13 protein-coding genes are annotated in these 13,616 nt (G+C 62.8%); 2 read left to right on the forward strand and 11 right to left on the reverse strand.

The genetic code is table 11. From position 1 onward, the window contains the following. Positions 1-10: 10 nt before the first annotated feature. Complete coding sequence (locus ACP7BZ_RS04830; RefSeq protein WP_426110604.1) at positions 11-1,636, reverse strand: methyl-accepting chemotaxis protein; 1,626 nt, start codon at positions 1,634-1,636, stop codon at positions 11-13. A gap of 331 nt (positions 1,637-1,967) precedes the next feature. Between ACP7BZ_RS04830 and ACP7BZ_RS04835 the strand changes: the two genes are divergently transcribed. After that, a complete protein-coding gene (locus ACP7BZ_RS04835) occupies positions 1,968-3,164 on the forward strand; it encodes a choice-of-anchor Q domain-containing protein (protein WP_426110606.1) in 1,197 nt (398 codons plus the stop codon). Between the two features lie 113 nt (positions 3,165-3,277). Here ACP7BZ_RS04835 and ACP7BZ_RS04840 read toward each other — a convergent pair whose 3' ends face one another. From ACP7BZ_RS04840 to ACP7BZ_RS04870, 7 genes are all read right to left on the reverse strand, one after another. Further along, entirely contained in the window at positions 3,278-4,921 is a 1,644-nt protein-coding gene (locus tag ACP7BZ_RS04840) for a methyl-accepting chemotaxis protein (RefSeq protein ID WP_426110608.1), read from the reverse strand. A gap of 326 nt (positions 4,922-5,247) precedes the next feature. Beyond that, positions 5,248-5,544, reverse strand: coding sequence for a hypothetical protein (locus ACP7BZ_RS04845; RefSeq protein ID WP_426110610.1), 297 nt, complete (start codon positions 5,542-5,544; stop codon positions 5,248-5,250). Positions 5,545-5,681: 137 nt separating this feature from the next. Beyond that, entirely contained in the window at positions 5,682-6,173 is a 492-nt protein-coding gene (locus ACP7BZ_RS04850) for a hypothetical protein (RefSeq protein WP_426110612.1), read from the reverse strand. Then, positions 6,170-7,300: an MGDG synthase family glycosyltransferase gene (locus ACP7BZ_RS04855; RefSeq protein WP_426110614.1), complete on the reverse strand. Its 1,131-nt coding sequence runs from the start codon at positions 7,298-7,300 to the stop codon at positions 6,170-6,172. Before ACP7BZ_RS04855 ends, ACP7BZ_RS04850 begins: the two co-directional genes overlap by 4 nt. Beyond that, positions 7,297-7,989 carry an HAD family hydrolase gene (locus tag ACP7BZ_RS04860; protein ID WP_426110616.1) on the reverse strand — a complete coding sequence of 231 codons (693 nt, stop codon included), beginning with the start codon at positions 7,987-7,989 and terminating at the stop codon, positions 7,297-7,299. The genes ACP7BZ_RS04855 and ACP7BZ_RS04860 overlap by 4 nt, the downstream gene beginning before the upstream one ends. Positions 7,990-8,147: 158 nt before the next feature. After that, positions 8,148-8,420, reverse strand: a complete 273-nt coding sequence (locus ACP7BZ_RS04865) for a hypothetical protein (RefSeq protein ID WP_426110618.1) — start codon at positions 8,418-8,420, stop codon at positions 8,148-8,150. 250 nt (positions 8,421-8,670) lie between these two features. Then, positions 8,671-9,537 (reverse strand): alpha/beta hydrolase, encoded by an 867-nt coding sequence (locus tag ACP7BZ_RS04870; RefSeq protein ID WP_426110620.1) that lies wholly within the window; start codon positions 9,535-9,537, stop codon positions 8,671-8,673. Positions 9,538-9,780: 243 nt separating this feature from the next. Here ACP7BZ_RS04870 and ACP7BZ_RS04875 point away from each other — a divergent pair, with 243 nt between their 5' ends. Then, positions 9,781-10,623 carry a hypothetical protein gene (locus ACP7BZ_RS04875; RefSeq protein WP_426110622.1) on the forward strand — a complete coding sequence of 281 codons (843 nt, stop codon included), beginning with the start codon at positions 9,781-9,783 and terminating at the stop codon, positions 10,621-10,623. 28 nt (positions 10,624-10,651) lie between these two features. On the opposite strand, the gene ACP7BZ_RS04880 is transcribed toward ACP7BZ_RS04875, so the two are convergent. From ACP7BZ_RS04880 to ACP7BZ_RS04890, 3 genes are read right to left on the reverse strand one after another with little or no spacing between them, the layout of a single operon-like run. Next, entirely contained in the window at positions 10,652-11,677 is a 1,026-nt protein-coding gene (locus tag ACP7BZ_RS04880; protein WP_426110624.1) for an asparaginase, read from the reverse strand. Between the two features lie 25 nt (positions 11,678-11,702). Further along, positions 11,703-12,044 (reverse strand): hypothetical protein, encoded by a 342-nt coding sequence (locus ACP7BZ_RS04885; protein ID WP_426110626.1) that lies wholly within the window; start codon positions 12,042-12,044, stop codon positions 11,703-11,705. 8 nt (positions 12,045-12,052) lie between these two features. Next, positions 12,053-13,606: an acetate kinase gene (locus tag ACP7BZ_RS04890; RefSeq protein WP_426110628.1), complete on the reverse strand. Its 1,554-nt coding sequence runs from the start codon at positions 13,604-13,606 to the stop codon at positions 12,053-12,055. Positions 13,607-13,616 lie beyond the last annotated feature (10 nt).

Below are 13,616 nucleotides of genomic sequence, written 5' to 3' on the forward strand. Positions count from 1 at the left end.
GGGCATGCTGTCACGCCGCCTTGAGCTGGGTGCGTCGTGCCGGCGACTTGAGCGCCGGCCGCGTCGCACTGGCGGCGCCGCCCACCTTGAACACACTCACTGCCAGCGCCAGCCGCACTGCCTGGTCGTTCAGGGCAGCGGCAGCGGCGGCAGCTTGTTCGACCAGCGCCGCATTTTGCTGGGTCACCTCGTCCATATGGACCACCGCCTGGTTGACCTGATCGATACCGTCGCTCTGTTCGCGCGAAGCGGCTGAAATGTCGCCGAGGATGACGGTGACGCGTTCGACCGCTTCGACGATATTGCTCATGGTGGCGCCGGCGCGGTTGGCCAGTTCGGTGCCGGTTTTGACCTTTTCGGCGGAGACGTCGATCAGCGACTTGATCTCGCGCGCCGCCGCCGCCGAGCGCTGCGCCAGGTTGCGCACTTCGCCGGCGACGACGGCAAAGCCGCGCCCCTGCTCGCCGGCCCGGGCCGCTTCCACGGCGGCATTCAAGGCCAGGATATTGGTCTGAAAGGCGATGCCATCGATAAGCGAAATGATTTCGGCAATTTGCACGGACGAGGTGCGGATGTCTTGCATGGTCGCCACCATGTTTTGCACGGCGCTGCCGCCTTCGCGCGCCACCGTCGAGGCCATCGCCGCCATCTGGTCCGCTTCGACGGCCGAGGCGGCATTGTTTTTTACGGTCGCTGAAAACTCTTCCATGCTGGCCGCGGTCTGCTCGAGGCTGGCTGCCTGCGCTTCGGTGCGCTTGGACAGGTCGAGGTTGCCCGAGGCGATTTCGCCGGTGCCCTGCTGGATCGAATGGACGTTGGCGTGGACGTCGCCGATGATCGCCGTCAGGTTCACCGTCATTTGCTGCAAGGCGCGCAGCAACTGGCCCACATCGTCATTGCGCAGGGTGCTAAAGCGGCTCGACAGATCGCCGGCGGCAATCGCGCGCGCCAGCGAGACGGCCTGGCGCAAGGGCGCGATGATGCTCGAGTGAATGCTGGCCCACAGATACAGTGCGACGCCGATCGACAAGGCGCCGGTGCTGGCTACCAGCACGCGGTCGGCACCCGAGGAGATGGCCGATACGCCCAGCAGCACGATCGCCAGCATCAACACGCTAATTGCACCGCCCATGCGCTTGGCCAGGCTGAGGTCACGCCAGCGCTGGCCGATGCTGGTCAAGCCGACCGGCACCAGCGCGCCGTGACGGATCGCCATGCCGTGGGCTTTTTTCTCGCGCACCAGGCGGTAACCGTGTTCGGCGCTGTCGATGGCGCTGCGGCTGGCGCGCGTGCGCACTGACATATAGCCGACTGCCTGGCCGTCTTCGCGCACCGGCGTGACATTCGCCAGAATCCAGTAAAAATCGCCATTCTTGCAGCGGTTCTTGACCATGCCCGTCCATGGCTCGCCCGCTTGCAAGGTATGCCACATATCGGCGAACGCTTCGACCGGCATGTCCGGGTGACGCACGATATTTTGCGGGGCGCCCAGCAGTTCGAGCTCGCTGTAGCCGCTCACTTCGACAAAGTAAGGATTGACGTAGGTAATATTGCCCTGCAAATCTGTTTTGGAGACAATCGATTCGCCCTCGCGGATGAGACGCTCGGTGGCGGTGACCGGAAGATTTGTGCGCATGGTGTTCCCTGGGTGATAAGAATGTGCGATTGGCGCCAGCGGCGGCGCGGTGGCACAAGGCGTCGTCTCACGCTGAGCGATCGGCGCGGAGTCGAGGCGCTTGGGATGTTGTCCTAGGACAATATAAGCGTCTTGAGTAAATTCGACAACAATCCAAACGGATTAGTGTGTTGCCGCACATGCACGTTCAGCGTGCCGAGTATCTTGCTTGCCGAAAAATCTATCTTCATGAAGTTCAATTACTCCACAAAAAAATTACCCCAAAACTATTGAACCAAATCAATTTCCCTACGTCAAAGTATTACACCCACCCGATGTAAGGAAGTTCCAAATGAACACCATCAACACCATCAACACCCTCAACACCCTCAAGACCGTCGCCCTTACCGTCGTCATCGCCGGTACTGTCAGCGTGGCCCACGCCCACGTTCACAGCCGCGCTGGCGCTGGCGTCGTGCCAGCCAGCCCGGTCGCGGACGTCGCCGCCAGTATTTACCACTTGTATGTCTCTCCCAGCGGCAGCGATAGCAATTCCGGCAGTATCAGCGCACCGTTTCGCACCATCGGCAAGGCCGCTGGGGTGGCCAAGCCATCGACCACGGTGCACGTGGCGCCTGGCAGCTATGGCAATGTCAGCAACAGCAAATCGGGCACCGCCGTCGGCCGTCTGCGCTTTGTTTCCGATACCAAGTGGGGCGCCAAGATCGTCGGCACCGGCACCGAGGCGCATTTCACCAACAGCGGCAGCTATGTCGATATCGTCGGTTTTGATATTGCCGGCAGCGGCCGCCTCGGCATCCTCAACTATGGCTCCTTCACCAGCATCGAAGGCAATCACGTCCACGACCTGAAGATTTCCGGCGGCTGCAACGGCGATGGCGGCGCCGGCATCGTCGATGCCAATTACACCGCCACCGACGACGATATCATCGGCAATGTGGTGCACGATATCGGCGTGCCGGGCAGCTGCAACGGCGTGCAGGGCATTTATCACTCTAATTTACGCGGCAAGATTTACAACAACATCGTCTACCGCGTATCGGCCTGGGGCATCCATTTGTGGCATGCCGCTAATAATGTGGTGATCGCTAACAATACGGTGTTCCGCAACGGCAGCGCATCGATGGGCGGCGGTATCGAGGCCGGCAGCGGCGATTCGCCCGGCGGCATCGTCCTCAACAACACCACGATTGCCAATAACGTGGTCTATGACAATCCGGGCGCCTCGATCACCCAGTATTGCTACGACGGCGTCGCTTGCATCGGTTCGAGCAACGTCACTGAAAACAACCTGGTGTACGGCAATGGCCGCGGCGTTGCGCTGCGGGTGGGCACGGCAGTCGCCACCGTCGCCAGCAACCCCCAGTTCGTCAATTACCTGGCCACGGGCGCGGGCGACTACCGCCTGAAAAGCACTTCGCCGGGCGTCAACAGGGGCTCGTCGCGCAATGCGCCGCTGGTCGATATCGATGGCCGCGCCCGTCCACTCGGCGGCGCAATCGATATCGGTGCCTATGAAAATTACTGAGTGACAAAGGCTGGCGCCGGACGCGGCGCTTGTTGACTTGGGTTTTGACGAAAAAAAACGATGGCAGCGATGCCATCGTTTTTTTGTGAGGGCCGGCGGCGGGCCGGCCGTGCTCAGGCGGCGATGGCCGGGCGGCGCGGCGTTGCCCGCGGCCGTGCAGGCGCGCGCTGTTGCCGGGTTTGCTGGGCTTCCTGGTGCTGCAGTTTGAAAATACTCACCACTGCCGACAGCGCCTGGGCTTCGTCCTGCAACTGGGTGGAGGCGGCGGTGGCCTGCTCGACCAGGGCGGCGTTGCGCTGGGTGGCGTCATCCATCTGGCCGATCGCTTCATTGACCATGACGATGCCTTCGGTCTGCTCCTGGCTGGCCACGCTGATCTCGTTCATGATGTCAGTGACCCGTTTGACGCTCTGCACAATATCTTCCATGGTGCTGCCGGCCTGGTCGACCAGACGGGCGCCGCTCTCGACGCGGCGCACCGAATCGCCGATCAGCGACTTGATTTCCTGCGCCGCCGCAGCCGAACGCTGGGCCAGATTGCGCACCTCGGTAGCGACGACGGCAAAGCCACGGCCTTGTTCGCCAGCACGGGCCGCTTCGACGGCGGCGTTCAGCGCGAGAATATTGGTCTGGAAAGCAATGCTGTCGATGACGCTGATAATTTCAACAATCTTCTTCGACGAATCGTTGATCGAAGCCATTGTCTCGACCACTTGCGACACCACGCTGCCGCCCCGCACAGCCACTTCCGAGGCCGATTCGGCCAGCACATTGGCTTGCCGCGCATTGCTGGCATTCTGGCGCACCGTCGCCGTCAACTCTTCCATGGCGCTGGCGGTTTTTTCCAGGGTATCGGCCTGCGATTCGGTGCGGCCGGACAAATCCTGGTTGCCGGCGGCAATCTCCACCGATGCCGTGGCAATATTCACCGTGCCCGCGCGGACCTGGGAAACGATATTGACCAGGCTGTCGCGCATGCCCTTCATGGCAAACACCAGGCTGCTGTTGTCACCGGCGCGGGTATGAATCTCGACTGCCAGGTTGCCGGCGGCGATGTTGCCGGCGATTTGCACGGCGTAGCCGGGCTCGCCACCGAGTTCGCGCAGCAGGCCGCGGCTGATAAACCAGGCGGCCGTTGAACCGATCGCCACGGCGATGGCGCACAGGGCGAACATCCAGTACTGGAACGAGTGCGCCAGTTCAGTCGCGTTGGCGGCTTCGCCCTTGTTCATGTTCTCTTCGAGGTCGATCAAGCGGTTAATGCTGGCCAGCCAGGCGACGAAGGCGGGACCGGCCTGTTTGGCCAGCACGCCATTTGCTTCGGCCACATTGTCGGCCTGGCGCAGGGCGATCACCTTGGCGATCAGGGGCTGGGCCTGCTGCTCGGCGGCCTTGATGCCGGCCAGTGCTGCCTTTTCCTCGTCCGATACCACGCTGCCGGGCGCGAACATGGCGTCCAGCGGCCCTGAGGAATCCGTGTATTTTTGCGCCAGCCGCTTGATCAGTTCCAGATTGCTGTCGAGGGTGGCCGCCTCGCTGGCCAGCACCACATCGCGCACGGCGATGGCACGGTCGTGCACGCTGCCACGGAAATTGATGGCGTAGCGCTGCTTGACGTTATTGAGGTTGTTAATGCGGTTGAGCGTGTCGTCGATGCGGTTGACGCGCATGCTGGCAAGCAGGGTGAGAATCAGGAGCAGGGCGAACACCGCGCCAAAGCCCCAGGCGAGGCGGGTACGAATGGTAGTGCCGTTCATAGTATTTTTTTCAGGTGAGGTTCAGAGGGTGCTGGTCGCAGAAACCAGTGACTATTGCTTATTGATAAGTGCCGCGACTTTAGCATGCCTGAAAGAAAAATACTTTCCGCACGGAAAACTAAGTGTGTTAAACAGACATAAAATTGTTAGTTATGCAAACTATCGAAGGTTTGTTGTGGTGTCGCAAGAAACTTTGCGCTTGGGCGACAGTATCTGCCATGTCGTACGCATGGCCAGACTGGCGCTGGCAGCGGTGCCGCTGTCAGCGTTGTCGCTACGACCCTGGTGCTGCTGCGCCGGCCGTAGCGACGATGATCAGTTCGTCATCAGTTCGTCGCTGGCGGTGCGGCCACGTCCGCTGCCGGTTTAACGGCGCCCCGCTGGCCTTGCATGTCCTTGTGATGGCGCATGCCGTGTTTGCGCATGTGGTGACGGTGCATGCGATCGCCACGGCCCGTGTGTTCGCCAGCGGCTGGCGCTGCCGTGGGCTGGGCGCCCAGTTCCTGGGCATGGCGCTCGATGGCGGCGATGCGTGCCGGATCGGTGATTTCAACGGCGGTTTGTGCGTTGGCCACACCGCACAGGGTCAGGATGGATGCCGATAACAATATGTTGAGTTTCATGGTTCGCCTCGCTGGTAGATGCACAATCTGAACGATCTGAACAATCGTGGATACGGTTTTCGTCGACGCCAGCTGGCGTGGCGAAAGCGACGGTATCACCTTACTCCGATTGTCAAAACAACAGCGCACGGCGCGGTTCAAGGCGCGAGGACGACGGCAGCGCTCAGCCACCAGCGGTATAGCAGCGCCGAGATCAGCAGAAAAATCCAGTAATCGGCCGGTGCCACCCACCACCAGATCTTGTGCCAGTGGGCGAACTGGCGGTTAAAGCGGCGCCAGCCGGCTGCCGGGTTAATGACAAACCACAGAAAATCTTCCGCTACCCAGAACAGCATCAGCGAGGCCAGCACGCGCGCTTCGGCGTGCCAGGTCCAGATCCCGCTAAATACCAGCGGCAAGTGAAAAAACAGGGCGATACAGGAAAACACCCAGGCATGGTAGCCGGTCATGGCACGGCCGCCCCAGAACAGGTCGAGCAGGATGTGTTGCTCGATGCGCCAGGTGGGCAAGTTGGCGGCCCAGCCGTGCGGACCTTCGATGTGCACTTCGACCTTGGCGAAGAAAAACGCCAGCAGCACAGTAAATACGATGGTCGCGGCCAGCTGGGCGGCGGGAGAACTGAGGATCACGGGGCAGCTTTCAGTTGGGTGACGATGGTGTCGATGGCATCGATGATGTGGCGGGCGGCGTCCGGCCGGCCCAGCGCGCGCGCCTGCCGCGCCATCTGGCAGCGCTGCTGCGGCTGCGCGAGCAGATGGCGCAGGCGCCAGGCGAGGGTGGCGGCATTGATTGCCTTGAGGGCCACGCCCTGTTCGAGGAGGTAATCGGCGTTGCGCTCTTCCTGGCCGGGAATCGGCGCATTGACGATCATCGCCACGCCGACCGCCAGGCACTCGGCGGTGGTGAGGCCGCCCGGCTTGGTGATGACGATATCGGCGTCGGCCATCAGCGCGGCGACCTGGTCGGTGTAGCCGAGTGCGCGCAGGCGGCCCGGCCAGTGTGGCGCCATCGCCTGCAGGGCCGCCAGGGCAATGCTGTTGCGCCCAGCCACCACCACCAGCCGGAAGCCGTCGGCGTCCTGTAATAATTGTTCGGCCACCTGCGCCAGGCCGCCGAAGCCGCCGCCGCCGCCCATCAGCAACACCGTCGGCAAAGTTTCCACGTCAGCGTCGTTGCCGTCAGCTGGTCGCTGGGGCGGCGTCAGCGGGCGAAAAGCCGGCATCACCGCCAGGCCTGTGACCGTGATGCGCGCCGCCGCCACGCCGGCGCGGCGCAGTTGAAACGCCACTTCCTCGCAGGCGACAAAGTAACCATCGATGGCGGGCTGCACCCACATGGCGTGCAGATCGAAATCGGTGACGTGGACAAACAGCGGGCACGGACAGCTGGTGGCGAGCAGTTCGGCTGGCAAAAAATGGGTGCAGACAATCGCATCGGGTGCCAGCGCGCTGACCTCGGCCAGCCAGCGCGCGCTGACCCGGCGCTCCAGCAGGCGCCGGCAGCGCTGCAGTATCCCGCTGCCGGCGCTGTGGTTCATCGATCCGTACAGCCAGGCCCACAACAGCGGCGCGCGGTTCACCAGCAGTGCGTACAGGTCGGCGTACAGCCAGCGAAACCAGGCGGGCGAGCGCTGCATGACATCGATGTGGGTGGTCAGCAGGCCGGCTGCCTGCGCTTGCTCGCAGAGGGCGGCGGCAGCGCGTACGTGGCCAGCGCCAGCCGAGACGCTCAGCACCACCAGATGGCGGGGCTTCATCCCTGCGCGGAAATAGCCAGGCCGTTGAGGACACGCTGGCAGAGGGCGTCGGGGGTGCGCGAAATGAGTTCATCGGGCACCTCGAACTTGCTGGTCAGGCGCTGATGATCTTCGAATCCATAAGACACCATGAAGGGATGCATGCCAGTCTGCACGGCGGCAAAATAATCCTTGTGTTCATCGCCGCAGATATAGCTGCGCGCCGGGTTGATGCCATAGTGTTCGCGCAGCGCGCGGAAGGTGGCGGTTTTTTCCTGCTTGAGGGGAATGTGGGTGAGAAAGCCCAGCTGGTCGACATCGATGCCGTGACGTTCGAACAGCATGCGCAGGGTGTCTTCGGGGGCGTTGGTGATGTTGCGGGTGACGATACCCACCACCAGGTCGGGGGTGGCGATCAGCCGCTGGATCAGGTTGGCGATCCCCGGGTACAGGCGCGCCTCGCTGCGGTACACCTCGGTGAGGGTGCCAATCAATTCGCGCCGGCTTTGTTTGCCCAGCTGCTTTTTGAGATTGGTAGGAAATTCGCGCAGGCCGCCCAGGTACTTGAACAGGCGGTGGCGTTTTTGAAAACGGTCTTCGTCGCCCAGCGTCATGCCATGTTGCAGGAAAGTTGCTTCAATGGCGCTGTAGGCATCGATGGTGGTGCCATCTGCATCGAGGATCAAAAGGCGCTTGGGGTGGGTGGTCATAGTCACCGTACAAAGGATCGAAGCGGACTCGCACAGGCGAGGTACTAGGCTTGATCATAAGTGGCGAATATGACTGCGGCGTGACATGCACAACCGTTCAGATGACCGGGTGCAGGCGCGGCTTCGCTGGCGGCGCCTGCAGTCCCGTTGGTAACTACTTACTTCTTTGGCGGCACTGTTGGCGCTGGTGCTGGCGCGGCCGTCTGTGCCTGGGCTGCTGCCTGTTGTTGTGCCGCTTGCTCTTTTTCTTTTTTCTTGCTCATGTGATGGCCGACGGCGCAGCCAGCGGCGGCGCCCACCAGGCCGTGGCTGCCCGCCACGTGCCCGGCGACGCCGCCGACGACGGCGCCTTTCAGGCAGCCTGCACTGGCGAAGCCGGAGGTGGCGGCAAGGGTGAGGGCGAGAGTGATTGCAGCGAAGGCGGTTTTCATGACAGATGTGCTTTCAGAGTGGGGCGGGATGGAATGATCGGCGGTGTGGAGGTGGTTGTGTTACTTGATTGTGTTACTTGATTGTGTGACTTCGGACTTAGGCCGTGCTTAACAGTGCAGTGGACGTACGTTGTCATGCGCAACTGGCTGTGAGCATACTGGGCGCGTCGTCACCAGTATGTGCGACAGCCCACTTATTCAATAAAGCAAGCACGCCAGCTTGCACGCGGGTGGCGGCATTACTGCCTGTTCATGGCGGTGGCGTGGTGGCCGCCGCGCTGCGTGGCGGTAGTGCGAACTGGGCGCAGAGGAAGGCGGCGATGCGGGTCTGGGTGGCGTCCAGATAGGGAATGTTCAGATGATCGGAATCGGGCACGATTTCGTCGAGGTGCAGGGTGCCCAGTTGTGCCACCAGCAAATCGGTGTGCGAGTGGGGCACGATGTCGTCGACGGCGGCGCGCAGCACATAGGTGGGGGCCAGCAGCGCGGCGGCGTATTTGATCGACTCGAAACGGTGGCGCAGCACGTATTCGATGGGCATCGTGCGAAAGCGCCGCTTGGCGATGGCGAGGATGGAATCGTAGGGGGTGATCAGCACCAGTGCATGGGCTAGCCGCTGTATCGCCACCTGCACGGCGACGCCCGAGCCGAGGCTGCGGCCCACGATGGCCACGCGCTGCGCATCGACATGGGGGCGCGCAGCGAGCCAGTCGAACAGCATGCAGCCATCGTCGACCATCAATTGTTCATCGGGATTGCCCTGTGAGTTGCCATAGCCGCGGTAATTCACGGCCAGCACTGTCATTCCAGGGAATAACTTGCCGGCATCGCGTGCCACCCACGACACTTCTTCCGAGCGCCCGCCAAAATACACCACGGCCGGGCGCGGGCCGACCACCGACGGCGTCATCAGCCAGCCCGCCAGCTTGGTGCCGTCGTGCGCACGCAGCACCACCGAGCGGGTGCGGTGACCGCTGCTGCGGGGCCGTTCCACTTCGCGCTTGATGTTGGGATTAAATACCAGTCGCCGCTGGCTGGCGGCAACCGCCGTGACGAGGCCGAGCCATACGACGCTGGCCAGACCTGCTAAACCGGCAACTTTTTTCGTATTGTTCATAGGCATTAGTCTACTCGTCAGTGCATGATGGTGGCGCCAGATTGTGGCAGGATCGTGGCGGCAGCGCCACGCCGGCAGGTACTGCGCGGATGAGCGGTACGCCAGCAAAACGGCGCTAACCAACACAATCTTGTCGTGATAGACTTTAAAAAAACGCTTAAGGTGCGGCGATGATGGTTGATTCGGATCAGGCCGGATAAAGGGGGCTGTATGGCCGATGTGGTGCTACTCACGGTGCATGGCATGGGTGAAACCCCACGCGACTACGCGGCTGATCTTGAACAGCGTCTGCTGGCGCAGATCGGCGCCCGTTTTAAGCAACAGGTTGATCTGCGGCCGGTGTTTTACCAGGACATCCTGCAGCCCAATGAGCGCGAGGTATGGGAGCGCATCACTGCCAGCGCTGGCGGCCAGAAGACCGTGCGCTTTGCGAATTTGCGCAAATTTTTGCTGTTCGGCTTCGGCGATGCCGCCGGCCTGGAAAATCGCAAGGAAGATGCCGGCTCCGTCTACGAACTGGCACAGATGGAAATCGCCAAGACCCTGCTCGACGCTTTCCGTGCCAACGGCGCGGACACCCCGCTGGTCTTGCTGGCCCATTCGCTGGGCTGCCAGGTACTCTCGAGCTATATTTACGATGCCCAAAAAGCCAAATCCGGCCTGCCCGTGGCCGCCGGCGTCTGGCGCGACATCGATCACTGGTCGCATGCGCTGCAGGGGCGTGCCCTGAGCGCGGCCGAAAAAAGTTTTCTGCGCTGTGAAAGCGCGCTGGGCTGGATCACCACGGGCTGCAATATCCCGATCTTCGTTGCCGCTCACAAGGAAATGACGATCATCCCCATCGCGCCGCCGCGCGCGAGTTTCAAATGGCTCAATCTGTACGACCCCGACGACGTTCTCGGCTGGCCGCTGCAGCCTTTGTCGCAGGGCTACCGCCAGCTGGTCGAAGACCGCGCCATCAATGCCGGGCACGGGGTGATCGACCTGATCGTGCGCAGCTGGAATCCCTTATCGCACGAAGTGTACTGGCGCGACAAGCAAGTCCTTGCAGCGCTGGGGCTGATGTTGACGCAGCTGATGCGCTGACCGTAGCGTGCAGCGCTGCCCCATCAAGTTAGCGCAGATCCTGCAGGTGGACGATGGCGCGTAGCTCGCCTACTTTTCTGCCGCGCACGTTCAACAGGGGCGGCGCCCGATAGGGTTCGAGCAGGGCGCGCTGACGGCCATCAAGCAAGCCCAACTGGTCGAGCACGGCGAAGGTCGCCGTTTGCAGGCTGCCCGTCGCACCATCGGCCAGTTTGATGGCGATGCCCAGGCCGGCCGAACGAATACCGATGGTTTGCACGGCATCGGCGCCCACCTTGCTGACCCAGTCACCAGCGCCGGCTTGCATATACGCCAGATCGCAGCGGGCCTGACCGGACACCAGGTCTGGCCGCGTCGTCATCGCCTCGAACAGGTCGCCGAGTGGGGCGCCCAGTTGCGGATCAGCCGCACCGTGCGCCAGGCGGGCGTACAGATGGGCCAGGCGCGACAGCGGCAAGGCATAGTTGGGTGCCGAACAGCCGTCCAGTCCCACCGGCATGGCGCTCGCCGGCAAGCCGGTCAACTCGCTCATGGTGGCGCGCACCGCTTGCTGCAGGGGATGGGCGCGATCGACATAGCCGTCGATGGGCGCGCCATGCAGCCGGCACCATGCGAGAAAGCCGCTGTGCTTGCCCGAACAGTTGTGGTGTACCTGCCGCCAGGGCTGGTCGGTGGGCGCGGCGCGGCCGACGCTGTCGTAGTACAGCGGCGCGTGGCAGCCGCAGGCGAGGCAGTGTTCGTCAAGACCAATCTTGTTGAGGATGGACTCGACCGCCGCCACGTGCATGGCCTCGCCCGAATGACTGGCGCACAGCAGGGCCACTTCGGCCACGCTCAAGCCGTAGCGCGCCGGGCCGTCGGCGCGCAGGAAGGGCAGCGCCTGAAAAGGTTTGATCGCCGAGCGCGTGAAGGTCGTGGTGTGCGGATCGCCCGCCGCCCACAGCAAGGTGCCGTGGCGATCGACGACGGCGACGGAGCCGAGGTGGACGTTTTCTACGGTGTAGCCGCTGTCGGCAAAGCCGCGCGTTGTTTCGACGAAAGGAACCGCAAGCATGACGCTACCTCGTGACTGAAAACAGCTACTGTAATCGAGTTTGCGGTGCGTGGCCGGCAGACGGTGGACGCAAGCGCGGCCAACAGAGAACCATGGCAGACAAGTTGCCGCTGGCATTCTCCGCAACGGCACGCCGCGCAGCCGGACTGATCGACCGGCGCCGTCGCGCCAGTGGCCGCAGGTGCGCCGTGGCGCCGTTGTGGGGGATCAGCTCAGGGGCCAACAGCTGGGCCAAAAGCTGGTCTAAAAACTGGGCCAAAAGTTGATCTGAAAGCTGATCCAAAAGCTGATCTAAAAGCTGGTCTAAAAGCTGATCCAAAAGCTGATCTAAAAGCTGGTCTAAAAGCTGGTCTAAAAGCTGGTCCAAAAGCTGGTCTAAAAGCTGGTTGGGATGCGGATGGTCAGCGAGACATCAGGGGTATCGCGGGTCAGGCCAGCACCGATGGCGACATTGATGGTGCGCCTGTCGTTGAGGCGGTAGGAAAAGCCGACCAGCAGGGTGCCCAGCTGGGTGCGCACGGCGCCCGGTACGGCGACACCGTTTTGCTTGGTGCGGCCGATGGTGCTGTGATCGTAGCCGAGGCTAAATGAGGCCTTGTCATTGAGTGCCATGCCCATGCCGAAGTTAAAACCAATCACATCGCCCGGCTTGATTTCGCCCAGCGGCTCGCGCTCGCCGTCCAGCACCAGGCGGCTGATGCCGCTGCGCTTGAGATTGTGGAGATAGCTGACGCTGCCGAAAAACACTGCCGGGTCCGACGGCAGCAGCCAGGTCAGGCTGGGCTGCAGTGAATAAAAGCCCGAGCCGGTCGGCAGCGCCAGCGGCAAGCCGGTACCGGTGGCGTTATCGCCGACGCAGCGGCGCGTGCAGTCGGTGACGACGCTAAACGGATCGCGACCGCTGCGGCTTTTAAAGCGCAGCCCGCCCACAAAATATGGCTTGTCGGCACCACCATCATTGAGCTGATAGCGCAGCGCCGCCTCGATGTCGCCCAGCGCGTGGCCGCTGCTGTCAAACACGCGCTCGACCGCCGTCCCGGTGAACAGCTCGCGGCTGACGGTGGAGTCGGATCGATAGACATAAGGCACCTTGATTTCAGCCTCGAGACGCTTGCTCAGACCGACACGACCGGTGAGGGCGGCGGTCAAGGTATTGCGTTTGACTTCGCGCACGTCGATCAGGCCGATCAGCAATGCCGGGATGATGGTGTAGCCGACCAGGGCCACCCGGTTGCTCGAAGAGTAAGCAAATTGCAACGATGGTTCCAGTACGTATTTGCCGCGCGGCGTCAGCACCCCGGGTTGCTCGAACAGGGGCGCCACGGCGGGCGGGCGGCTGTCGCGTGGCGGTGCCTGACCGACCGCGCCCGCTGCGGTCTGTGGGGCGCCGTTGATCGCTGCCTGCCGGCGTGCCGCTGCACGCGTGGCAACGGCGCCGGCGGCGCCAGTCATCGTTGCCTCGCTCACCTCGACAGCAGCGACAGCAGCGACAGCGGGCGATGCTGCGCCTGCGGCTGCAACCGTGCCGCCGGCGGCCACCGTGCCCGGTGCTGTTGCCGGTGCTGTTGTCGCTACTGTTGCAGGCACTGCAGCCGCTACTGCGCTGGCGGACGCTTGCTCAACCGGTGCGTCCGGCGCCCCTGCTGTGCCGGCGCCGCGCAGGCTTTGCAGTTCGCTGGCGCTGCTGCTTGCGGCGTCCGTCGCCCATGTTGCCGGCGCCGCCGTCTCGGTGGCCAGCGCTGCCTGCAAGGCCTTGATGGCTTGCTGCTGTTGCGCCAGTTGCGCCTTCAACTGCCTGATTTGCGTCGGCAAGTCATCGCTGACCGGCGCTGCTTGTGGCAGCGCTTGCGGCCGTGCCAGCGCGAGCGGCGTCAATAGCAGCGCCGACAGCGAGGCCCGCCGTAGTCGAACCGCGGATAGTGTCTGCATGCTTCCTCCA

The sequence above is a fragment of the Massilia sp. PWRC2 genome (assembly GCF_049896725.1).
Lineage (GTDB): Bacteria > Pseudomonadota > Gammaproteobacteria > Burkholderiales > Burkholderiaceae_D > JAFCUW01.

Coding starts and splice junctions, on each gene's coding strand:
- ACP7BZ_RS04865 (WP_426110618.1), bottom strand. CDS start 8,420: ATGAAAACCGCCTTCGCTGCAATCACTCTCGCCCTCACCCTTGCCGCC.
- ACP7BZ_RS04880 (WP_426110624.1), bottom strand. CDS start 11,677: ATGCTTGCGGTTCCTTTCGTCGAAACAACGCGCGGCTTTGCCGACAGC.
- ACP7BZ_RS04875 (WP_426110622.1), top strand. CDS start 9,781: ATGGGTGAAACCCCACGCGACTACGCGGCTGATCTTGAACAGCGTCTG.
- ACP7BZ_RS04870 (WP_426110620.1), bottom strand. CDS start 9,537: ATGAACAATACGAAAAAAGTTGCCGGTTTAGCAGGTCTGGCCAGCGTC.
- ACP7BZ_RS04835 (WP_426110606.1), top strand. CDS start 1,968: ATGAACACCATCAACACCATCAACACCCTCAACACCCTCAAGACCGTC.
- ACP7BZ_RS04840 (WP_426110608.1), bottom strand. CDS start 4,921: ATGAACGGCACTACCATTCGTACCCGCCTCGCCTGGGGCTTTGGCGCG.
- ACP7BZ_RS04830 (WP_426110604.1), bottom strand. CDS start 1,636: ATGCGCACAAATCTTCCGGTCACCGCCACCGAGCGTCTCATCCGCGAG.
- ACP7BZ_RS04845 (WP_426110610.1), bottom strand. CDS start 5,544: ATGAAACTCAACATATTGTTATCGGCATCCATCCTGACCCTGTGCGGT.
- ACP7BZ_RS04855 (WP_426110614.1), bottom strand. CDS start 7,300: ATGAAGCCCCGCCATCTGGTGGTGCTGAGCGTCTCGGCTGGCGCTGGC.
- ACP7BZ_RS04890 (WP_426110628.1), bottom strand. CDS start 13,606: ATGCAGACACTATCCGCGGTTCGACTACGGCGGGCCTCGCTGTCGGCG.
- ACP7BZ_RS04860 (WP_426110616.1), bottom strand. CDS start 7,989: ATGACCACCCACCCCAAGCGCCTTTTGATCCTCGATGCAGATGGCACC.